General features: G+C 37.4%; 20 protein-coding genes and 2 pseudogenes. 13 read left to right on the forward strand and 9 right to left on the reverse strand.

Annotated features, from left to right (window positions below):
- Positions 1 to 27: 27 nt before the first annotated feature.
- The 3 genes from J671_RS21865 to J671_RS21875 form a co-directional block, all read right to left on the reverse strand.
- Positions 28 to 960: an IS5-like element ISAha3 family transposase gene (locus J671_RS21865; RefSeq protein ID WP_004812228.1), complete on the reverse strand. Its 933-nt coding sequence runs from the start codon at positions 958 to 960 to the stop codon at positions 28 to 30.
- Positions 957 to 2114 carry a hypothetical protein gene (locus J671_RS21870; RefSeq protein WP_031983459.1) on the reverse strand — a complete coding sequence of 386 codons (1158 nt, stop codon included), beginning with the start codon at positions 2112 to 2114 and terminating at the stop codon, positions 957 to 959. The genes J671_RS21865 and J671_RS21870 overlap by 4 nt, the downstream gene beginning before the upstream one ends.
- A gap of 218 nt (positions 2115 to 2332) precedes the next feature.
- Complete coding sequence (locus J671_RS21875) at positions 2333 to 3568, reverse strand: pyridoxal phosphate-dependent aminotransferase (RefSeq protein WP_019457670.1); 1236 nt, start codon at positions 3566 to 3568, stop codon at positions 2333 to 2335.
- A 208-nt stretch (positions 3569 to 3776) separates the two neighbouring features.
- Between J671_RS21875 and J671_RS21880 the strand changes: the two genes are divergently transcribed.
- Positions 3777 to 3956, forward strand: coding sequence for a hypothetical protein (locus J671_RS21880; RefSeq protein ID WP_000139632.1), 180 nt, complete (start codon positions 3777 to 3779; stop codon positions 3954 to 3956).
- 29 nt (positions 3957 to 3985) lie between these two features.
- Here J671_RS21880 and J671_RS21885 read toward each other — a convergent pair whose 3' ends face one another.
- Both J671_RS21885 and J671_RS21890 read right to left on the reverse strand, forming a co-directional pair.
- Complete coding sequence (locus tag J671_RS21885; RefSeq protein ID WP_031983461.1) at positions 3986 to 5422, reverse strand: diguanylate cyclase domain-containing protein; 1437 nt, start codon at positions 5420 to 5422, stop codon at positions 3986 to 3988.
- 144 nt (positions 5423 to 5566) lie between these two features.
- Positions 5567 to 6358, reverse strand: coding sequence for a hypothetical protein (locus J671_RS21890; RefSeq protein ID WP_002052788.1), 792 nt, complete (start codon positions 6356 to 6358; stop codon positions 5567 to 5569).
- Positions 6359 to 6537: 179 nt separating this feature from the next.
- Here J671_RS21890 and uvrB point away from each other — a divergent pair, with 179 nt between their 5' ends.
- From uvrB to proB, 8 genes and pseudogenes are all read left to right on the forward strand, one after another.
- Positions 6538 to 8559, forward strand: coding sequence for an excinuclease ABC subunit UvrB (uvrB, locus tag J671_RS21895; protein WP_031983463.1), 2022 nt, complete (start codon positions 6538 to 6540; stop codon positions 8557 to 8559).
- Positions 8560 to 8653: 94 nt separating this feature from the next.
- Positions 8654 to 9241 (forward strand): lipocalin family protein, encoded by a 588-nt coding sequence (locus J671_RS21900; protein WP_031983465.1) that lies wholly within the window; start codon positions 8654 to 8656, stop codon positions 9239 to 9241.
- Positions 9242 to 9349: 108 nt separating this feature from the next.
- Positions 9350 to 10296: pseudogene (rarD, locus tag J671_RS0105015) on the forward strand (EamA family transporter RarD).
- A 216-nt stretch (positions 10297 to 10512) separates the two neighbouring features.
- Complete coding sequence (locus J671_RS21905) at positions 10513 to 11970, forward strand: glyceraldehyde-3-phosphate dehydrogenase (protein WP_002052743.1); 1458 nt, start codon at positions 10513 to 10515, stop codon at positions 11968 to 11970.
- A 148-nt stretch (positions 11971 to 12118) separates the two neighbouring features.
- A complete protein-coding gene (locus tag J671_RS21910) occupies positions 12119 to 12853 on the forward strand; it encodes a hypothetical protein (RefSeq protein ID WP_004885863.1) in 735 nt (244 codons plus the stop codon).
- A gap of 11 nt (positions 12854 to 12864) precedes the next feature.
- Positions 12865 to 13539, forward strand: coding sequence for a hypothetical protein (locus J671_RS21915; protein WP_002052875.1), 675 nt, complete (start codon positions 12865 to 12867; stop codon positions 13537 to 13539).
- Positions 13540 to 13703: 164 nt separating this feature from the next.
- Entirely contained in the window at positions 13704 to 14924 is a 1221-nt protein-coding gene (gene cgtA / locus J671_RS21920) for an Obg family GTPase CgtA (RefSeq protein WP_002052725.1), read from the forward strand.
- Positions 14925 to 14939: 15 nt separating this feature from the next.
- A complete protein-coding gene (proB, locus tag J671_RS21925) occupies positions 14940 to 16073 on the forward strand; it encodes a glutamate 5-kinase (RefSeq protein WP_002052602.1) in 1134 nt (377 codons plus the stop codon).
- Positions 16074 to 16099: 26 nt separating this feature from the next.
- Here proB and J671_RS0105020 read toward each other — a convergent pair whose 3' ends face one another.
- Positions 16100 to 16756, reverse strand: coding sequence for an HAD-IB family hydrolase (locus J671_RS0105020; protein WP_004885875.1), 657 nt, complete (start codon positions 16754 to 16756; stop codon positions 16100 to 16102).
- Entirely contained in the window at positions 16723 to 17931 is a 1209-nt protein-coding gene (locus J671_RS21930) for a DUF1615 domain-containing protein (protein WP_002052526.1), read from the reverse strand. Before J671_RS21930 ends, J671_RS0105020 begins: the two co-directional genes overlap by 34 nt.
- Before the next feature lie 82 nt (positions 17932 to 18013).
- Between J671_RS21930 and dusB the strand changes: the two genes are divergently transcribed.
- Positions 18014 to 19039: a tRNA dihydrouridine synthase DusB gene (gene dusB, locus J671_RS21935; RefSeq protein WP_031983466.1), complete on the forward strand. Its 1026-nt coding sequence runs from the start codon at positions 18014 to 18016 to the stop codon at positions 19037 to 19039.
- Positions 19040 to 19082: 43 nt separating this feature from the next.
- On the opposite strand, the gene J671_RS21940 is transcribed toward dusB, so the two are convergent.
- A complete protein-coding gene (locus J671_RS21940) occupies positions 19083 to 20129 on the reverse strand; it encodes an NAD(P)H-dependent flavin oxidoreductase (protein ID WP_017398140.1) in 1047 nt (348 codons plus the stop codon).
- 111 nt (positions 20130 to 20240) lie between these two features.
- Positions 20241 to 20942 (reverse strand): VIT1/CCC1 transporter family protein, encoded by a 702-nt coding sequence (locus J671_RS21945; protein WP_002052483.1) that lies wholly within the window; start codon positions 20940 to 20942, stop codon positions 20241 to 20243.
- A gap of 251 nt (positions 20943 to 21193) precedes the next feature.
- Between J671_RS21945 and J671_RS21950 the strand changes: the two genes are divergently transcribed.
- The 3 genes and pseudogenes from J671_RS21950 to J671_RS21960 all read left to right on the forward strand — a co-directional run.
- Positions 21194 to 22414 (forward strand): tetratricopeptide repeat protein, encoded by a 1221-nt coding sequence (locus tag J671_RS21950; protein ID WP_139841880.1) that lies wholly within the window; start codon positions 21194 to 21196, stop codon positions 22412 to 22414.
- Positions 22415 to 22416: 2 nt separating this feature from the next.
- Positions 22417 to 23262: pseudogene (gene wecB / locus J671_RS21955) on the forward strand (non-hydrolyzing UDP-N-acetylglucosamine 2-epimerase); the annotation flags it as partial.
- 112 nt (positions 23263 to 23374) lie between these two features.
- On the forward strand, positions 23375 to 23615 hold a 241-nt coding region (locus J671_RS21960), incomplete at its 3' end, for a helix-turn-helix domain-containing protein (protein WP_240490957.1).

Raw genomic sequence — 23615 nt, forward strand, 5'->3', positions numbered from 1 at the left:
GCTGAGTTCTCCCCAATCCATTCAAATTTAAGACACAACTTGGGTGCGAGGTCTACCTAATTCCGTAAATCTATTCAGAACTGCCACACGCGCATGAATTTCATTGACCTGACTTTGAAAATGTCTTGCCGTCAGCCTATCACCTAATAATTTGATGCAATGCATCTTGGTTTCCACCAAACTACGACGGTGATAACCCGACCATTTTTTCCATAGGGTTCTGCCTAAATGTTTAACCGTTTGAAGTAACTCATTTCGTTCTATTGAACTTATTTTAGAATCTTTCCAGGGCTTGGCATTCTTTCTGGGTGGAATTACTGCATGTGCTTGACGATCTGAAATCACTTTTCTGCAGCACTTCGTGTCGTACGCGCCATCGGTATAGACAGAATCTATTCGCTCATCTAGTGGAATTTGATCCAGTAAATCACCTAGTACTTGTGAATCACTGACATTATTTGTAGTAAGCTGAACGGCACGTATTTGCAGTGTTTCAGCATCTATACCAATATGCAGTTTACGCCATTGCCGACGGTATTCAGGCTGATGTTTTTTACGCTTCCATTCGCCTTCACCTAAAAACTTTAAACCCGTAGAGTCGACAAGTAGGTGTAACCCATCATGACTTTTCTGATAGCTTATCGCAATATCAATATGCTTTTGTCGTCTACAAAGGGTGGAGTAATCTGGTGCTGTCCAATTCAAGCCACAGAGTTTAATCAGGCTTTGAACAAAGCCAGTAACCATACGTAAAGAAAGACGGAATAGAGATTTGATCATTAAACAGCATTGAATCGCTGTATCGGAATAAGTTTGATTTCGTCCTTGCTTGCCTTGTGGTTGTGCATACCATTGCGTCTTAGGATCAAACCAGATTGAAATATTTCCTCGCTTGATTAAAGCTTGGTTATACGAGGACCAATTGGTTGTACGATAGATTTTAGGTGTAGGCTTCTTCATCTGGAAATTATATTACTGAAGAAGCCTTCAAGAATAGCTTTGTGCAACAAAGCCATAGTAAATTTCCAAAAACTGCTTAAACTTTTTAGAAATAAGTAATTAGAGTTAGTTTGGGTGTTAGAAAGCTGAAATTTATCAATAATTTCAACTGTGCTATAGTTTTTTGAAATTTTATTTAAACTTTTTCTTAACTTGAGCATTTTCAATGGATGAAATTTTTTTTCACCAGACAGTTCATTTAATAGTGCAAAATGCTCATTAGGTAATTTTTTTAGGAGTTTGTATTGAGATAAAAAGCTATTTAATTTTTCCTGTAGTAAGCTTGAGTAATAAGATGGATTATATTGATGAATATCATCAGGATAAGTTTCATGCCACAATTCTAGAAACCGAAAATATTCAGGCTGTAAATCATAAATTTCAATTTCTGCTAAAGGGGCTTGGAGTTGATCTTTAATTTCTATTTGTTGACTGAGAGGAATATCATATTGTTGACTAAGTAAATAATTGAATTTATTGAATGTTATATCACTAATATCTTTATTCCATAGTGCATTGCTAACTTCCTCAAGAATTGCTGGAATACTAAGTGCATCTGGTTGAATACATTCGTTATTGGAAACGGAATATTCGATTTTTTCTTTTTCAATTATCTTCTGATAGTTTGTATCAACATTTTCGGCATCTTTTTCTGTAAAGATATAATAAAAATCATCAAGATCATTTTCTTTTAATAGATCTAAAATTTGATTTCTGAAATGGCTACTAATACTTTTATCTTCATATGCTTCAATTTCATTATTAAAATGAATTAATTCATCACGTATATTGAAGTTAATATCTTGAATAAAAATATGATGTTTTAATCTCTTAAGTTTATTTTCAAGTGTTTGATCATTTAAGTCATCTGGATTTGAATTTTGCTGATTAAATGAAGCATTTTCTTCAAATATAGAAAATGAATTATCCGAATCCTCATTTTCATATGTTAAATGTTCTGCTTCGAATTGTGCGATTTCTAACGCCTCTCTGAGACGAATAAATTCTTCTGGCTGGGTATCTTGATCGATTAATTTTAGTTGTTTGGCATAAGCCTTTTTTATTTCTCTCTGGTTATCTGTTGGTTCTATTCCTAATCTTTGCCAAGCGGTCATTTCTTTTACTCAAAGTGCTTTTAATAACGGAAGATTTATTTAATGAATGATACATTTTATCTTAATTTATTATTTTACTATAAAAAGAGAAAGGTTGAAATCAGCAAGCTAGCTAAAAATATTAGCTTCTTATTTTATAATAACTATTTTAAAGGTCGTATAAATCAATATGATAAAAAGGAAGTTTCAGATAGAAACTTCCTTTTTTATTTTACAAATTATTTAGCAGCTTTTTCAGCTTCGATAGATGCAATTGCAGCATCAACACCTTCGATTGATTCAGCAGCTTTTTTGATACGTGCTAATGCATCAACAAGTACTTCATCAGCTGTTGCATATGAAATACGCATGAACCCGCCTAAACCAAATGCATCACCAGGAACAACTGCTACGCCAGTTTCTTCTAGTAACCATTCAGAGAATTCTGTGCAAGACTTTAAGCCTTTTGCACGAATAAGAGGGCGAATGTTTGCATATGCATAGAATGCACCATCAGCAGGTAAACAAGAGATCCCTTTGATGTCGTTTAAGCCATTAACCACTAAGTCATGACGACGTTTAAACGCTTCAATCATTGGTTCTAAAACATCTTGTGGACCATTTAATGCAGCTTCAGCAGCAACTTGTGAAATTGAAGTTGGGTTAGAAGTTGATTGAGACTGGATTTTTTTCATTGCACCAATGATTTTTGCTGGGCCGGCTGCATAGCCAATACGCCAACCAGTCATCGCATATGCTTTAGATACACCATTTAAAACAATTGTGCGGTCATATAAATCTGGAGCAACAGTTGCAATGTTGTAGAACTCATCTTCCCAACGGATTGGTTCATACATGTCATCAGAAGCAACAAATACTTGTGGATGACGACGTAAAACCTCAGCTAAAGCTTCTAATTCAGCTTTGCTATAAATCATACCTGTTGGGTTAGATGGACTGTTTAATACTACTAAGCGAGTGTTAGGAGTAATTGCTGCTTCAAGTTGTTCAGGTGTAATTTTGAAACGTTGGTCTTCACCACATTTCACAATAACTGGCGTACCTTCAGCAATAATCACCATATCTGGATAGCTTACCCAGAATGGCGCAGGGATGATCACTTCATCACCTTTGTTTAATAATGCAAGTGCCAAGTTAAAGAAGCTTTGCTTACCACCACATGAAACCAAAATCTGGTTTGCTTGATAATCAAGATTATTATCACGCTTCAATTTAGCAATAATTGCTTTTTTTAACCCAGGAGTACCATCTACAGCCGTATATTTTGTGAAACCATTATTAATCGCTTCAATTGCAGCATCTTTGATGTGTTGAGGGGTATCAAAATCTGGCTCGCCAGCACCTAAACCAATCACATTCTTGCCAGCAGCTTTAAGCTCAGCTGCTTTATTAGTTACAGCAAGTGTAGGGGACGGTTTGATGGCATTGACACGATCAGAAAGACGTACGTCCACGGCAATATTCCTCTTATGGGATTAAAAAATAAAAAGCATACTATCTTATCGCAAAAATTAAGTAATTTGCGGATGTGGGTATTTTTAGATGTAAAAAAGTTTAATTTAGAAACGTTCTTGTTGCGGTTTTATTCAATTGAAGCTTTTTTCGAAAGAAATTAGAAAAATCCTTTATAATAAATCGCAATCGAAATATCGAGACTGAATTATGACTGAGCAACAGCCAAAACAGAAAAAGGCTTTGGTGAAATTGCCATTCCCAATGCCTAATGAAAGCAACCAAGCTGGCGATGCTGTACACAACCAAGTGCGTCCGAAGCCAGAGCAATATGCAGATAGAACTTGGATGCCACCTCGTGGTACTCGTCGTTCTATGGGTAAGCGTTAATTAAAAAAACAGGCAATATGCCTGTTTTTTTATTGTTGTAGTACTTCTTGATAATAAATTTTTTTCTTTTGATACATGTGATGATCTGCGCGTTTTAACATCTCTTCCACTTGTTCATTTTCTTTTGTCGTTGCGTGTCCAATTGCAATACTAATAGGATGGCTTGAGTAATATTGATTATCGATATTAAAAAGCTCCTGAATAGTTTGAAGCATAATCAATACATTTGCCTCATCTGCACCAGGCATCAAAATTACGAACTCGTCTCCACCAATTCGGGAGGCAGTATAAGCAGTATTCGTAATAGCTTGGTTTAAAATATTCCCCACACGACGTAATAAACCGTCACCAATATCGTGGCCAAGTTGATCATTCGTTTCTTTTAAACCATTCATGTCTAAAAAAATTGAAGAAACAGGACGAATAATACTGCGGTTTAAACGATTAAGCTCTTCTGTAAAGAAAGCACGGTTATAAAGTTTAGTCAGTACATCATGCTGACCTAAATATTCTAAATAATTTTCAGCTTTCTTTCGTGCGGTAATATCTGTAAGAGCAACCTGTACCAAACCCCAAGTATCTTCATAACTGGGGAATACGGTAAATTGCAGTAAAACATTTCTGATTTGGCCATCTAATGCATAGTTAACGGCTTCACGCTTATGGTGAATATTTCCTTGCCAGAGTTCAATTAGTTGTTCTCTAAAAGTTTCCACCATCTCTTCAGCAAAAATTTTATGCGTATTTTTTAAAAGAGCGGTTTTGTCAGGTGCTTTAAATAAATCAAGAGTCGACTGGTTAACATCTAAAATTAAAATATCTTCGATACATTGACGCACAAATTCAGGATGTACATCTAAAAAAGTCCTAAAGTCTTCAATACCTAATAGCCTAAGCTGATCAATTCTATTTTTAATACGGCTAAAATCTTCAACCCAAAGAGAAGTGGGGGAGTAGATAAACATTGATTCTGCTAGGCGTCGATTTTTCTCTTCCTGACGAAGTGCATTTTGATAAGGCGTAATGTCTTCGGTGGTAATTAAAATACGGTCAAATGTAGTTTCAGAACCCGGTAAAATTGCTCCCCGTAGTTGTACATCAATACGTTTACCAGAGAGCGTGTAATTTATCGTGGTACTTGAGAAATGAGTTTTGCCATTCCATAACGCTTCGAGTTCATGAACATGAGCTTCAAACATCTCTTTTTTAAAAATAAGATTTAAATTGGCGCATAATTCTTCTTGGTTTTTTGCTTCAAAGAGTTCTAATACTTTTTGGTTGACCTTAATAATTTTAATTTTATGGGCGCATTCGACAATCAAATTTTCATTTTGACTTAGAAATTCATAAAGGTTTTCGACCCCTTGATTTCTCCATAGATCAAATAGCTGTTTAACTTCACTGAAGTCCTCAATCCACATTGGAATTGGGGTTAGGTCAAAAATTGAAGAATCTAAAGTTTCCATTTGTTTCTTTAAGTATTCAGTTTGTCTTAAAGTATAATGAGAAAAGTTAGGATTTGGGGAAAATAATCAATTTAAATCTTTAGAATAATTAAAATAATGAGAAAGCAGAATTTATCTGCTTTACTCATAAAATATCAAAATAAATTAACGGTTAATCGGGTGATCGATATTTTTCTCGCCGCGCCATAATTTAATGAAGTCTTGTTCATCAAAATCATAAAGTTCCATCAGTGCCACAATGACACTGACAAAAATCATTGCGCCTTCTGAGTTACCATGAATATTGAAAATCTTGCCATTGAGCTTCCCTAAAATATCACTCAATTCGTGCTCTCGGCCTCTGCCATAGCGGTCACGAGGGTACAACTCTTCATTTAAAACAATCAGCGCTATTGCTTTTTCAGCATCTGATAAATCAGTTTTATCTAAAGCATCTTCAAAAGATTCACTGCCATGATTAAAGTAAAAAATAACCTCATCGTTAATAAAACTTTGAACCATTTTTTGAGTGAGTGTCGGAAACTGTGAAACAGCATTATCTTCAACATAAGGTTTAAAGGATTCAGGAAAAATCACGTTGTGATATATACCTTTAAAAAGCGGGGCAATTTCAGAAACTTTATAACCCGCGATCCCACATCCTAAAGCAGTGACAAAGTATTTCATTTTAGGATGATTTTTTGCATAAATTTTAAAGTCTTCAACATAATGCTCGATTTGGGAGAGAGGCATTTGTTGGATGTGTTCATTTAAGGTTGGAATTGCAAAGCTTTGTCCAGCCCAACCACGTCCCACACCTTCTACAGCCCCAAAATGCTGACTGGCAACACGTGCGGCTCCACTACCATGTTGCCCAGCCATATTACTACCGAAGACAAACACTGTATCTTCAGGGAGTTCAGTTACAATACTTTCATCATGATATTGATAGGTCATGGTTATGCTTTTTATCTAATGGATAAGTTCATGTTGCAACCGTTTAAAGCATTGGTCAAGTGTCAAGATGCTTAATATTTTCGCTGTATATTAATCTGGCTACAGACTTTAAATTAGAGAAAAAATCCCCATTAAATTGCTAGACGATAAATTCAAATTTTTTATAAAGAGAGAGAACTGTGAACGAAAATCAACCTTTCGATTTGGTCACTCATTACCAGCCAGCGGGTGATCAGCCACAGGCAATTGAAAAGCTGGTAAATGGCGTCGAAAAAGGTTTTCGTAATCAGTTACTTTTGGGTGTGACTGGTTCCGGTAAGACCTATACCATGGCAAACGTGATTGCCCAAACACAGCGACCAACTATTGTGATGGCGCACAATAAGACATTAGCAGCCCAGCTTTATGGTGAATTTAAAGCCTTCTTCCCAAATAATGCAGTTGAATACTTCGTAAGTTATTACGACTACTATCAACCCGAGGCTTATGTTCCGTCTTCAGATACGTTTATTGAAAAAGATGCAGCAATTAATGACCATATTGACCAGATGCGTTTATCTGCAACACGTGCCTTGCTAGAGCGTCGTGATGCAATTATTGTAGCTTCTGTTTCTGCTATTTATGGTTTGGGTGACCCAAATGCCTATATGCAAATGTTATTGCATGTGGTTCAGGGTGACCGTGTGAGTCGAGACGAAATTATTCGCCGTTTGGTTGAAATGCAATATACCCGTAATGAGCTTGAATTTTTACGTGGTACTTATCGAATTCGTGGCGAAATTATTGATATTTTCCCGGCAGAATCTGACCAACACGCAATTCGTATTGAACTTTTTGATGATGAAGTAGATTCAATTCGTTGGTTTGATCCACTCACCGGTAAGATGGTGCGCAAAGTACCACGTGTTACGATTTATCCGAAAAGCCATTATGTAACGCCAAAAGACAACTTAACGCGTGCTATTGATACCATTAAGGATGAACTTCAAGACCAGCTTAAGTTCTTCCGTGAACATGACAAGTTGCTTGAGGCTCAGCGTATCGAACAGCGTACTCGTTATGATTTGGAAATGATGCAGCAGTTAGGTTATACCAATGGTATTGAAAACTACTCTCGTCATTTATCAGGCCGTCCAGCAGGTGAAGCACCACCGACCTTATTTGATTATGTACCAGATGATGCTTTACTTATTATTGATGAGTCACATGTAACGGTTCCTCAAATTGGCGCAATGTATAAAGGTGACCGTTCACGTAAAGAAAACTTGGTGAATTATGGTTTCCGTTTACCAAGTGCGCTTGATAACCGTCCAATGAAATTTGAAGAGTGGGAACGTATTGTTCCGACCACTATTTTTGTGAGTGCAACGCCAGCCAAATACGAGTTGGAGAAGTCAGAACAAGTGGTTGAGCAGGTCGTTCGTCCTACAGGTTTGATTGATCCTGAAATTGAAGTTCGCCCAGTACTTACTCAAGTCGATGATGTTCTTTCTGAAATTAATATTCGTAAGAACTTAAATGAACGTGTATTGGTGACGACTTTAACAAAACGTATGGCGGAAGATTTAACATCTTATTTAAAAGAATATGGTGTTAAGGTCGCTTATTTGCACTCGGATATTGATACGGTTGAACGTGTCAAAATTATTCATGAGTTACGTACAGGCGTATTTGATGTTTTGGTCGGTATTAACTTACTTCGTGAAGGCTTAGATATGCCGGAGGTTTCTTTAGTTGCTATTTTAGATGCAGATAAAGAGGGCTTCTTACGTTCAGAACGTTCACTTATTCAGACCATTGGGCGTGCTGCGCGAAATGTGAAAGGTAAAGCAATTTTATATGCAGATAGAATTACCGACTCTATGCAAAAAGCAATTGATGAGACAGAACGCCGTAGAGCTAAACAAATCGAGTTTAACGAGCTGCATGGTATTACACCACGTAGTGCAGTCCGTCAGGCTGTGAAAGAAATTGATACGGGTGAGGTGCTTTCAGATGATCAAATTGATGAGAAAATATTGGAGCAGGCACAAGCACTAAGTGCTGATGACCGTCATATTCTTTCTGATCCTAAATTGTTCAGTAAGCATATTACTAAGCTTGAAAAACAAATGTTAAAGGCGTCTAAAGATCTACAATTTGAGCAAGCGGCTCGTATTCGTGATGAAATCGTTCGTTTAAAAGCGCAAATGTTGCAATAAATGGATACATAACACTACATGATTTGTTTAAAAAACAAGCTACTGTAGATGTTTAAGTTATTTTTGTATTCACAACTAATAGTTGAGGGCAACAATGGCATTTCGAAATAATGTTCCGCAAGCCAGTTGGCGCTTGGCAAAAATTGCATTGGGCGGGATTGTTCTAACTGGTTTAGCCGTTGGAACATATGCCTATGCCCAGCAGAAGCCTTTACCAACTGTCGATAAAGTTGAATTAGACCGTTATTTAGGTGTGTGGTATGAAGTCGCACGTAAACCGGCTTTTTTCCAAAAAAAATGTGCTTACAACGTATCTGCAACTTACACTTTAAATGAAAATGGAAATATGGTTGTAGATAATCGCTGCTACGATAATCAGAAGCAATTACAGCAATCTATTGGCGAAGCTTTTGTAGTCAATCCACCCTATAACACAAAATTAAAAGTAAGTTTTTTACCTGAAGCTGTGAGATGGATTCCGGTTATTCGTGGAGATTACTGGATTTTAAAGCTGGATGAAGACTATCAAACTGTTTTAGTAGGGGAGCCTTCACGTAAGTATCTTTGGGTATTATCTAGAACACCACATCCCAAAAAAGAATTGATTGATGAATATCTAAATTATGCCAAAACATTAGGATTTGATATTCGTGATGTTATTCATACTGAGCACAAAGAATAAATAAATTCTGCTTAATAAAAAACCATGTTTTCGCATGGTTTTTTCTTTTTTATAGTTGATAAATCAAGTATTGTATCGCTTTATTTTTCTTAAAGTGTAAAGAGGTTAGTGATGTTAAAAGGCGTGATTTTCTCTGTCATGGCATCATTAACTTTCGGTGTTCTTTATTTCTATACTCAACTACTTGGTCAACTTGATAGCGAACAAACATTTGGGTGGCGTATTATTGCTACTTTGCCATTTTTAACTCTATTTATGTGGTGGAGTGGTGACTTAAGTCATATTAAAAATATCTATCAACGTATTTTGGCAAAACCTTCTTTACTTTTGTTACTCATAACAACCTCGATTTTAACATCGGTACAGCTATGGCTTTTTTTATGGGGACCCATGCATGGACGTGGTTTACAAGTATCTTTGGGATATTTCCTTCTACCGCTTGTGCTGGTTTTGGCTGGTAGTGTGCTATATGGGGAAAAAATATCAAAATTTCAGTGGGTCGCTATTATTCTGGCAATAGTTGGTGTCGGCCATGAGATTTTTCGTTTAGGAAGTATTGCTTGGGAAACTGCTTTGGTGGCCATTGGTTACTCAGCTTATTTCTTGTTACGCAAGAAAATTAAAACAGATAATTTAGGTGGGTTTGGTGGGACCTTTTGATCATCATGCCTGTGGCGATTTATCTAACACATACAGGATTATTGCCATATAGTAAATTTTTCGATCAACCAACTCTTGCCTTAGTAATTGCAGGATTAGGAGTACTTAGTGCTATAGGCTTGGGGTGTTACATATTAGCAAGTCGTTTTTTACCTTTAGTTGTATTTGGCTTACTTGGATATCTTGAACCAGTATTACTTGCTTTAGCATCTTTAGTGCTAGGGGAAAGCATTGGTCAAGAAGAATGGTTTACTTATATTCCAATTTGGTGTGCTGTATTTGTACTTGTGCTAGAAGGTGCATTCCATCTTTATCAGCAGCAGAAAAAAGCCAAAAATTTGCAATTAAATCTCGAAAAATATCAAAAAAGATTAAAAAATGATGCTCATGATTAGAGCAACAGAATCTAAAAAGTAAGAAAAAGCAAAAATTTAGCTGCTTTAAACAATAAGATAATAAAAAATAATTATAGGTATTTTATGAATTTATGATGAATTTTGGGAAAATCTAGTCACTAACGTCAGCTTTTGATTCATTCTTGCTAATAATTCCATTACAATTACGGGGTTTTAAAAATCACGCCTAGATATAATTAATTAGAGGACGTATCTGTGAGCAAAGACACTATCATCGCCCTGCACGCTGAACACCAAGGCCGTTGGAAAAACCGTGAAGAAATCGCGGAACGTATGATTGCATTAATCGGTCAATTATACCGTGAAAAAAATATTGTCGTATCTGTTTACGGTCGCTCTTTAATTAACCGTTCTGTTATTCAAATTTTGAAAACTCACCGTCGTACACGTGTTGTAGATGTTGAGCTTTCTGTAGTAAATACTTTCCCAATTTTAGAAGCTTTAGCAAAAGTTGAAAACATTGGTTCTGCAGAAGTTGATATCGGTAAACTTGCAGTTGAATATAAAGAAAAAGGCGGTGATGTTGACGCTTTTGTTGCTCAAGCGGTTGAGTCAATTAAAGGTAGCGCAACTTCTGAACAACCTAAAGATGTAGTTCTTTACGGTTTTGGTCGTATTGGTCGTATCTTAGCTCGTTTAATCATTAGCCAATCAGGTTTAGGTCGTGGTTTAAGCCTTAAAGCGATTGTTGTTCGTAAGTCTTCTGACGGTGACTTGGCAAAACGTGCTTCTTTACTTCGTCGTGACTCTATTCACGGTACTTTCGCTGGTACAATTTCTGTTGATGAAGAAAACGAAGCAATCATTGCTAACGGTAACTTCATCAAAGTGATCTATGCATCTAGCCCAAGTGAAGTAGACTATACTCAATACGGTATTGAAAACGCGCTTTTAATCGACAACACTGGTAAATGGCGTGATGCTGAAGGCTTAAGCCAACATTTGAAATGCCCAGGTGTTGCACGTGTTGTATTAACTGCACCAAGTAAAGGCGAAATGAAAAACGTTGTATTTGGTGTAAACAACTCTGACATCTTAGATGAAGACAAAATCATCTCTGCTGCAAGTTGTACAACAAATGCGATCACTCCAATTCTTAAAGTATTGGATGACAAATATAAAGTTCTTAATGGTCACGTTGAGACAGTTCACTCATTTACAAATGACCAGAACTTAATTGATAACTATCACAAAGCTGATCGTCGTGGTCGTGCTGCTACATTGAACATGGTTATTACTGAAACTGGTGCTGCTAAAGCTGTTGCTAAAGCATTACCTGCATTAAAAGGTAAGTTAACTGGTAACTCTGTACGTGTTCCTACACCAAACGTATCTCTTGCAATCTTAAACTTAACACTTGATAAAGAAGTTGATCGCGAAGAAGTGAACGAATACATTCGTCAAATTTCGATTAACTCTAAACTTCAAGGTCAAATCGGTTATACCAATTCTACAGAAGTTGTATCGAGTGACTTTATCGGTTCTCGTACTGCTGGTGTATATGATGCTCAAGCAACAATTACTTCAGGTAACCGTTTAACTGCATATGTTTGGTACGATAACGAAGTAGGTTATAGCTGCCAAGTATTACGTATTGCTGAACAAATGTGTGGCGTAAGCTATACAAAAATCCCTGCAGAAACTAATGCTTAATTTGATTTAACGTTAGATAAAAGTATGTGACAAAAAGACCCAGTTTAGACTGGGTTTTTTACAACCGTACAAAATATATGCTGATTATTTTTTGGAAATCAATGAGAATAGGATTTAAGGAACAAAAAGAAATAGTAAGGGATTGGAATTGCAGCAGTTTAAAAGATTATTGATAGTCTTCTTTTTCATCATCATCGCGAATATATGTGGTGTGCTCATCGCCATTTGGGTTTTCAAGCATTTTAATATTTATATTCCGCTGAAAAACCAAGCTGTAGCGATTGATTTACAAGAACCATTACAGGTACAGGTCAAAGTAAAAGATGCTTTAAATGTCGATGTAAAAGGCCGAGTAAATGCGAATATTCCTATTAATGAAAAGTTAACGATACCTTTAACACAGACGTTAACTCCTCGTGTCTATTTCGATAATATGGTGCCAATCAGCACAGTTATTCCTGTAAAAGAAACATTAAAAGTTGATCAAAGCCTACCGATAGACACCAAAGTTCAAGTCAGAGTATTGGGTAAGGATATTACTTTACCATTAAAAGGGAATATTCCCTTAAAGCTTGATGTACCTATTGATATTCAAGTACCGCTCGATCAAAAAGTTCATTTGAAGTTTGATGCTCCAGTTAAAACGGTTTTAAAAGAAGATCTTCATATTCCACTAAATGCCCAATTAAAAACAAATATTCCAATTCAGGGTAGTTTAAATGTACCTGTAAAAACTGCTTTAAATGCTTCAGTAGATGTCAAAAATACTTTGCCAGTTAAAATTGAGCATGGCGAGTTAAAAATACCTCTATCAAGCATGAGCCTTAATCGTGTTAAAGATGATAACGCTACATCTTTACCTGCACAGAACCAGAATAAGTAGGAAGGTGACTTATGCTGGGTTCAATAAAAAGTATGCTCATCAGTTTCTTTCTGATTATGGTACTCACGGCAATTTTATTTTGGCTCTATTTAAATATACAAGCTTCGGTGGTGGTTTCTGCGCACGAATCAGATATTCGATTACCAGAATCATTAGAAACTAAAATACATGTTGGTAATAATTTACAGGTCCAGTCCATAGGTAAACTAGATACATCAATTGATATTAATCGTCAGATTTCGGTGCCTTTAAAGGGGAGATATTTGGCTGATTTAGCGTTTGAAGTTGAGACTCCAATTACAGTAAGCGTTGATTATGCAACAACGCTGAAAGTTGATCAGGTGATGCCTTTGGAAACAACAACCGATTTAATATACCAAAATAAGTTGTTACCTAGGTTTCCACTAAAACTAAATATACCCATTAATCTGGATATTCCATTTCAGTTAAAACGTAGCTATACCATTCCTGTTAAGATTGCTTTTAATGGTCCAGTTTATTTCGAGTTCGATGAATCGGTAAATTTACCGATTAAACACCAATTTAATCCAAGCTTAAAAATTAATGATGCAATGGAAATGGGCAATATCTCAAGCTTTAATGCCATTATGTATAACTCTGTGCAACACACTAAAGCTAATTTAGATATGAAGATGGATTTACCTCTGCGTAATGTACATCCTTAAGGAATAAATACATAAAGAGAGGTTATGTTCTGCTATAAGTTTTTATCAATATAAAAAGTAATAAAATAAGACCTAGGAAAGTAGAATTCTCTCGATTTTCTATTCGAGAATTTTATGAAAATATGGCAGAATAGGCGGTTTTAGAGTTTTTAGAGGATTGGCAAATGCGCTTTGTTGATGAAGCAGTCATTACCGTAGAGGCTGGCGACGGTGGCAATGGCGTAGCCAGTTTTCGCCGTGAAAAATTTGTACCATTTGGTGGCCCAGATGGTGGTGATGGCGGACGTGGTGGAAGTATCTATATTCAAGCCGATGATGATACAAGTACCTTAGTCGATTACCGTTACACCCGTAAATTCCGCGCTGAACGTGGTAAAAACGGTGCAGGTGCTAACTGTACCGGACGCGGTGGTGAAGATGTGGTTTTAAAAGTACCTGTTGGTACAACAATTGTTGATACAGATTCTGGCGATATTATTGGCGACTTGGTTGAAGACGGCCAAAGAATTCTGGTTGCAGGTGGTGGTGAAGGTGGTTTGGGAAATACGCACTTTAAATCATCAACTAACCGTGCTCCACGTAAATGTACTACGGGTACTAAAGGTGAATTTCGTGAAATTCGTCTTGAGTTGAAAGTATTGGCAGATGTTGGCTTATTAGGTATGCCAAATGCTGGTAAATCTACTTTCATTCGTGCTGTAAGTGCTGCAAAGCCAAAAGTGGCAGACTATCCATTTACAACCATGGTTCCAAACTTGGGTGTTGTAGATGCTGACCGTCATCGTTCATTTGTAATGGCTGATATTCCGGGCCTTATTGAAGGTGCGGCAGAAGGTGCAGGTCTAGGAATTCGTTTCCTTAAACATTTGGCGCGTACTCGTATTCTTTTACATATTATTGATGTACAACCAATTGATGGTTCAGATCCAGCTCATAATGCAAAAGCAATTATGAATGAGTTGGTTAAGTTCTCACCTACTTTGGCGAAACTACCAGTTGTTTTAGTGCTCAATAAACTGGATCAAATTGCTGAGGAAAGCCGTGAAGAGTGGTGTCAGCACATTCTAGATGAATTAGAGTGGACTGGACCTGTCTTTAAAACATCGGGCTTATTAAGTGAAGGTACAAAGGAAGTTGTGTACTACCTGATGGATCAGATTGAACAGCAACGTGAACGCGAAGTTGAAGATCCTGAGTACGCAGCAGAAGTAAGAGCTTTCCGTGAACAACTAGAAGTTGAAACACGTGAACAAACCATTGCGGCAAAAGAAGCATATCGTGCAATGCGTCGAGCACAACGTCTTGAAAGCATGATGGACGATGATGATGATTTTGACGATGATGAAGACGACAATGATGTAGAAAGCATCTACGTTCGTGACTAAAAAACCGAGGAAAACATGATAGAAGTGGTCGATGGGCAACGTAAGCTCAGTGAGTGTAAACGAATCGTTGTTAAAATCGGATCATCTTTACTCACAGCAAATGGGCAGGGGCTAGATCTGGATGCTATTTCGCATTGGGCGAAACAGATTGCAGATTTACACAATGCTGGGCACGAAATTATTTTAGTGTCTTCAGGAGCTGTAGCAGAAGGTATGGTTCGTATGAAGCTTGCGAGTCGACCCACCGATCTACCCAGTTTACAAGCATGTGCCGCAATTGGGCAGATGGGCCTAATTCATACATGGTCTAGCGTGCTTGAAAATCATAGTATTCGAACAGCTCAAGTGTTATTAACACATGACGATTTGGCAGATCGCCGTCGTTATTTGAACTCATGCGATGCGTTGCAGAACTTGATTGACTGGCGTGTTATTCCGGTTATTAATGAAAACGATACAGTCTCTACTGACGAGATTCGTTTTGGTGATAACGATACCTTAGCGGCAATGGTTGCTGGTCAAGTACATGCTGATTTACTGATCATTTTAACAGATCAGCAAGGCATGTTTGACTCAGATCCACGTCACAACCCTGATGCAAAGCTGTTATCAACTGTTCGTGCCATGGATGATGTTTTATTTGAAATGGCTGGTGGCGGTGGTGTACTTGGGCGAGGAGGCATGGTCACTAAAGTCCGTGCTGCCCGTTTAGCGGCTAAGTCGGGCTGTCCAACACTGATCGCTAGTGGTGAAAGTGATAATGTATTGTCACGAGTCATGGCTGGGGAAATGCTTGGTACATTGTTCACGACTGATAAAGACCGTATGACAGCACATCAACAGTGGCTTGCTGCACATTTACAAACAGCAGGTCGTCTGGTCATAGATGATGGCGCGGTTGATGCGATTAAATCTAAACATCGCAGTTTATTACCTGTTGGGGTAAAAACTGTTGAAGGACATTTTGATCGTGGTGATGTGGTTGAATGCGTTGATAAGCAAGGCAAACGTATTGCGGTTGGACGAGTAAACTTTAGTTCTCGTTCAGCTGAAATTATTAAGGGCCTCTCTTCAGACAAGGTTTATCAAGTACTTGGAGAAGCTCGTTCGCTTGAAATGATCCATCGCGATCACATGGCGATTTATTAACTAGTGATCTACAAAAAAAGCTCGCTTTATGCGAGCTTTTTTTGTGGTGTTAACGATGGCAAGATTCGATCTTCACCGACCATAAAAGGATGGGTAGCAAGGCTCAGCATATCTAGATCTTCTGAGCTATTTCCATAAGCATAAACTTGATAATAATCCTGCAAAGAATATTGTTCATGTATTCTTAACTTCTTTTGTTCACTACTACAATCTGGCGTTGAGTAATAACCCGTCATCATGCCATTTTTTACTTGAGTTTCAGTACAAATTAATTCGATATCGAGTAATTTGCAAAGTGGAGCAAGATAGATATCGATTGAAGCCGAAACTAGTACTACCTGATCACCAAGTAACTGATGTTGTTGTAATTGTGCAAAAATTTCAGGTGAAAGAGTTGAGACGAGTTCTTGTGCATATTCTTCGCCTAATCTTTGCAGCTCAATTGCTGGGGTATTGCGAAACATGCTTCGAAATAGCTTGGCACGCATCGCATGGGCGGGATAAAAATTAAGATAATAGGCTTGAATCCATGGCAGGATTTTCAAGCCTTGCTTAACTATGTGGCGCTTAGATAACGCATAAAAGATGAACCCTGTAAAACTGTCTTTACTACACAAGGTCCCATCAAAATCAAACAGGGCGAGATTTTTTATTGTCTTATTCGTTTCGCTCGTTGCATACATGATTCATATCGTCCGTTTACGCGGGTTGCATACCAGTTAGTATTATAGTCACGACTTAATTTAGGCCCAGAAATTACCACTTGAGGCATAATAGCATAGATAGGTTCTTTGCCTGTTTTTGCCTTATAGAGTTTAGTTAAGGCAATATAAGTTTGTGTATTCTCAAACTTTTTCTCTTTTTCTAATTTAAGATCATCGCGAAGTTGTCTTGGTGTAATTAAGACATTATTTGCAGTAAATAGTTTCATTAACTCTTTTTCTGACTGACTCTGAACTGCGAGTGGACTACCAGCTTTATCGTAAAGTAGTAAATCACCATCTAAGGTGAGCTCATTATCAGTAAGGGCATCGAGCATGCTTTGAAAAGCAGCATTACGGCTAGAATACATACCTGAGTTATAATCGGCAAAACGATAAATGGCCTTATCATAGTCTGCTGGGTATACCATCAAGCGATGAATGCCATAATATAGACCGCCATATTGCGTATAAAGATCATTTCTAAGGTCTGCAATATTCATGCTAGAACGTTTATGCGCTTTAGCATAATTAATATGAACTTGCATTGAACCCAATGTGGTGATTGGATTCATTTTTTCACCAATATCTTGCCCAACCAGTTTAGCTGCACCAGTTAACGCACTGACATGATAATGTTGAGTCATAAAATCAAAAATTTGACGATAAAGTAAGTCGAGATCTTTTTCAGTTTTGACTTTACGCATCTGACTCATATAGTTGTTGTCAGGAGAGGGTTGGGTTTTCAATACTTCTTCAAAATAACCTGCGACAGTACCCCCCACTTTCTGGCCAAGTTTGTCTTCAAACTTTTCATTTAAACGGGTACTGACTTCGTCAACTGCTTTTTTGCCTAGGCCTGGTACTACAGGGTTAGCAACAAAGTTAGATTCCTGATCTACAATCGCGACAATACTACAAACATTTTGTTTGGTTTTAGGAATTTTTAAGTCCTGCATAATATCGTCAATATCTTTAGCCCATGACTCCCGATCATGCACACGTGCTGGAATTAACTTTTTAATTTGCTGACTTTCTAAATCGGGCTCATCATTTTTTGACCACCAGGCTTTATCTCCACAAGCAGCTAAACTCATGCATACGGTGACTACACCGAATGATTTTAATAAAAAACGGGAAGACAACGGTTTGTTCATGGCGAGGAAAGCACCTGCAAAAAAGATGAGCTGATCAAGCGGATGAAGTATACTATGTTGATCATCAATTGTATGAATATATATGTATATTGGTCCCTATCAACTGTCAAATAATTTAATTGTTGCTCCTATGGCCGGTGTAACTGACCGTCCATTTAGAACGTTGTGCAAGTATTTTGGTGCGGGTCATGCGGTCAGTGAAATGATGACTGCTGATAAAACTTTGCGGATGACTAAAAAAAGTCTTTATCGTGCTAATTTTGACGGAGAGTTAGCTCCTATCTCTGCGCAAATCGCGGGTTCTGACCCAGAACAGTTGGCTGAGGCTGCTCGCTATCAAGTTGCAAATGGGGCACAAATTGTTGATATCAATATGGGATGCCCTGCAAAAAAGGTATGCAATAAATTAGCAGGTTCAGCATTATTACAAGATGAAGACTTGGTTGCTCGAATACTGGATGCAGTTGTTACAGCAGTTGACGTTCCTGTGACTTTAAAAACCCGTTTAGGATTTTTAAATGGCCAAGAAAATATTTTAAGGGTGGCGAAACGTGCAGAAGAGGCGGGGATTGCTGCGTTAGCATTGCATGGCCGCACACGTGAAGACATGTATTTAAATACAGCGCGTTATGAATTAATCAAACATGTTAAAGAATTAATCAATATTCCAGTAATTGCCAACGGTGATATTGATAGTCCTGAAAAAGCAAAATATGTACTGGACTATACTGGCGCCGATGCAATCATGATTGGGCGGGCTGCACAAGGTCGTCCATGGATTTTCCGTGAAATTGCCCATTATTTAAAAACTGGTGAACATTTGGCTGCTCCAAATATTGAAGAAGTCAAAGATGTACTTTTAGGGCATCTGTCTGAGTTATATCAATTTTATGGTGAATATTCTGGATGTCGTATTGCTCGTAAGCATATTGCTTGGTACACCAAAGGTTTACGCTCAAGTAACGAGTTCCGACAAAATATGTATAAAGTTGAAACCACTGCTGAACAGGCATTAGTAGTCGAGAGTTATTTTAATCAATTGCTTGCAGAAGGTAATTTGATGAGCGATGTTCAGGTTGAACGGGTTAATTTATTAGCTACTCACTAAAATAAAGCAACCAGTACACAGGCTGGTTGCTTAAAATCTTCATCTATTCATTATCTAGCATTTCAACAACGAGTTGATTGACCAGATCTGATGCCCCTAATTCGCGTATCTGTGCAACATTACTTCCTGCCCAAAATGCACCAAAACCATAATCATGGTGTTTACTCGCAAGAGCATTAAGTTGCTTCGCCAAATCGTAAGCGTATGGATACTCTGGTTGGGCAGGTCGAGTAGGTGAATCAATTTGGTTGTGCCAATGGTTGAATAAACCGCGAGCGGGGCGCCCAGAAAGGCTAGCGCTAATTTGTGTTACGGGTTCATTAAATAATGCTTTGCGATATTCAGCAGAAGCATTTGAGGTCTGGCATTGAACAAACGCTGTACCTAACTGGACTGCGGTTGCTCCCAAGCTCAACATATGTTTGGCTTGTAAGCCAGTCATGATCCCGCCTGCGGCGACAACCGGGAGTTTGCAATGCTGCACAATCAATTGTACTAAGTCACTGGTTTTAATCGCAGCATCAAAAGTTTGATTGAAAATTCCGCGATGGCCACCTGCTTCAATACCTTGAGCAATAATAATATCAATACCTGCTGCTTCAATCGCTTGCGCTTCAATTAAATTGGTAGCCGAAACCATAGTCAAAATACCAGCCTCTTTTAAAGCTTTAATTTGATGCGGATGGGGAATACCAAAATGAAAGCTTACCGCTTTGGGCTTAGTTTCTAAAACAACATTTAAAAAGTCATCATTATCTAAAAAACTTGGATAGATGCAGTGCAAATCTTGAGGTGGCTGAGCACCGAATTTTTCAAAATGAGGACGTAGATATTCAATCCATTGTTTTGCTTTTTCTAGATTAAGTTCTGTAGACTGATGACAGAAAAAATTAACCTGAAATGAGTTTTCGGTGAGTGCTTGAGTTTTTAAAATTTGTTCACGTGCACTTTGTGGGGTATTTGCTCCCAAGCCTAATGATCCAAGGCCTCCTTGATTTGAAACCTCGGCCGCTAGTTCTGGTGTAGAAACCCCTGCCATGGGAGCCAGAAAAATTGGATGTTTAATTGCAAGTTGTTGTAATAGGCTCATTTTATTCACCTCACTTCTTTCACTTCACCATAACGTGAAAATAGAATGAAGAGCAAATAATATTGGCTATTTAATTTTTAAATATTCTAGAGGAGTATTTAAAAAACTTTTTTATAAAGGGGTGACATTAAATAAAGAACCAATCCAGCTTGAAAAAGCCATTGCTAAAATTCCCCATAACGTAATACGCAAACTCCCTTTAATTTTAGATGTACCTGCAAAATAACTAGAAAGTGCACCTAAAATCGCTAACGAAAGAATACCAGTAGCCAAAACCACAGGCATAATCAAATGATTAGGGCTTAGTAATATAGCGAGCATGGGGAAAAAAGCACCAAAAGAAAATGATGCGGCAGATGATAAGGCAGCTTGTACAGGATTAGCTGCGGTATTTTCATGAATGCCGATTTCATCACGAGCATGTGCACCCAATGCATCATGAGTTGTTAACTGTAAAGCAACCTCTTGAGCCAATTCTTTAGATAGCCCTCTAGAAATATAAATTTGAGTTAGCTCATCTAACTCTTTTTGAGGGTGCTTTGAGAGTTCTTTTGCTTCAATCGCTAAATCTGCTTTTTCAATATCTTCTTGAGATTTTACGGAAATATATTCTCCAGCAGCCATTGAGGTAGCACCAGAAATAAGGCCAGCAATACATGTAATTAATAGAGTGTGTGAGTTGGCTCCACTTGCTGCCATGCCCATAATTAAGCTAGTGACAGAAATAATTCCATCATTAGCCCCTAAGACTGAAGCTCTTAACCAGCCTGAACGGTGAATTGCATGGTGTTCTGTATGATGTGGAAAAGCCATGTGTTTTTCCTTATAAAAGTTTTATAAATGCTATGAAAATTTACAAATTATTGATCAAAAAATATGTCATTATTATAGGAGATTTAGGGATAAGACAGAATAGATCAATAATAAAAAACGGAGATTAAATTATTTATATAAAACATTTTTAACCTAACTTAACGGTGTAAATCATTATTTTTAATTATTATATTTATTGATCATTCCAAAAAAACTGCCCCTAATAACTCTAACCTACTGTAGAGGTGAAAATGAAAAATAGCAAAACAATAAATTCTATAACGCATTCAATATTACTTATGGGAGCAGTGATCTCTTCTTTAACGGTAGTGAGTATGAGCTCTGTTTATGCACAAGACCAAGTCAACTCTGAATATAAACCTGGCAATCTCATTTATGATAAATGGGACAGATTTTATAAAATAGAACAGGCTCAACCCCAAGAAGCAGAAAAAATATTAGTTGAGCTGAGTAAGCTGACCCCTAAAGATATTAAAGTTTGGAAAAGCCTTACTTACTTACAAATTCGGCTCGAAAAAAGAGATGAGGCTTTACAGAGTTTAAGACAAGCAAGAGCTTTAGCTCCTCAAGATGATACTTTAAAATTACAAGAAGCATATTTGCTGAATCAGCAAAAAAAAGATCGTGATGCATTAGTTCTATTTAAAGAATTAACTTCGTCTTCAGATCCAGTAATTGCAGCAAAGGCAACTCAGGCAGTTAAAAATTTAAGTGGAGGAGAAATTAAGCCATATTTTGGCGATATTTATTTTGCACCTTCTTATGAGTCACGTTATGACGATGTTATTTTTCCTTTAAAAGTAAGATACGGGAAAAATATTGATAATGGACGAGCTCAAGTCTATGGTTTTCTTAATTTAAACCGTGATACTAAATCTCAAGGTGGGGTACGACCTGAAATTATTGATGAGAACGCAGTCACTCTTGGGGTAGGCGCAAATTATCAACCATGGATTTCAATACCGGTTCGAGCTTATGTCGAAGTTGGTGGAAGTTATGACTTGATTGATCGAAATCGAAAAAAATTTCGTGAAAGTGTAGTTGGGGGGGGGACAGGTTATCAAGAATGGTATTCACCATTGAACTGTAATCATACACTTTGTTTAGATAATTACTTTACCGATCTTTATGGCAATGTCGCGACTTATTCGAGAGAAGATTATAACGTTATTGGGGATTTGCGCTTACGTACAGGGTTAAATCTTTATAAGGGTGAGAGTGGGACTGTACAGGCTTATGTAAAATTGCATGGTTTAGCAGATAGTAAAGATGAATATTACAATAATTTATTTGAATATGGCCCGGGTATTTCATGGCAACCTTTTAATTATCAACCAATAAAACTTCGTGTTGAACGTTTATATGGCAACTATTTTAAAGACGTACCTGTTAATACAAAAGATCATTACAACAACACTCGTGTAGAACTTGTTTTTTATAAGGACTTCTAATAATGAAAAAAATTTTTATTTCGATTGTATTCGGTACTCGTCCAGAGCTTATAAAGCTAGCTCCGGTAATTTTATTAGCAAAACAAGATTCACGATTTCAGGTAGAAGTGATTTTCACGGGGCAACATGATGAATTAGTACGAGATGCTATCGATTTCTTTGGAGTTGAAATTGATCACCGACTTAAGATTATGAATGCTGGGCAAAGCCTCAATCAGCTCTTAATTCATGGCTTGACGCAACTTGAACATGTCTACACCGATGGTCAAAAAAGAGATGCGATTGTTATTCAGGGCGATACTACCACTGTATTAGCTGCTGGGTTAGTTGCATTTTCAATGAAGATACCTGTTGCCCATGTTGAAGCGGGTTTACGTTCATATGACTTAGACCACCCATTTCCTGAAGAAGGTAACCGTCAGTTAGTCTCCCGTATTACCAAATGGCATTTTGCCCCTACAGAGCAGTCAAAACAAAATTTGTTAAATGAGCAAATTCAGCCAGCTTTAATTACGGTGACAGGTAACACTGTAGTAGATGCTGTGTATTTAGGAAGAAAAATAATCGCTGAAAAATCTGGTTTGAAAAATCAGCTTGATCCCTACGGAATCGAATTAAAACTAGATGATAAAGTTGTACTTATTACAGCTCATCGCCGTGAAAATTTTGGTGAGGGAATTCAAAATATTTGTAATGCGGTTGAATATTTAGCAAAACAGCATCCAGATTTGCATTTTATTTGGCCTGTGCATTTAAATCCAGCTGTACATGATGTCGTACATGATAAGTTTAGAAATCATGCTCAAATTCATCTTGTGAAACCTCTAGATTATCCAAGTTTATTAGCTGGGCAGAGTAAAACTTGAAGTGCGACATAAACCACCTAATTAATTTAAAGGGTTTATGGAGTATATAAAATTGTCATACCATCATCTTAACTTTGAAGATCGTACTGCATTAATGCTTGAGTCAAGAAAAGAAGGCTTTTCAGCCAGAAAATTTGCTGAACTCATTAAAAGACATCCTAGTACGATCTATCGTGAGCTTAAAAGAAATAGCATCAATGACGTTTATCAAGCTCGATATGCTTCTGATAACACCTTCGCTAGACGTAGACGTGGTCACAGAAAACTCAAAATCGATTCAATCCTCTGGAAATTTATTGTTGAAGCGATCCGTTGTTTATGGTCTCCTCAGCAAA

This window comes from Acinetobacter sp. 1130196 (genome assembly GCF_000588095.1).
Taxonomy (GTDB): Bacteria; Pseudomonadota; Gammaproteobacteria; order Pseudomonadales; family Moraxellaceae; genus Acinetobacter; species Acinetobacter nosocomialis.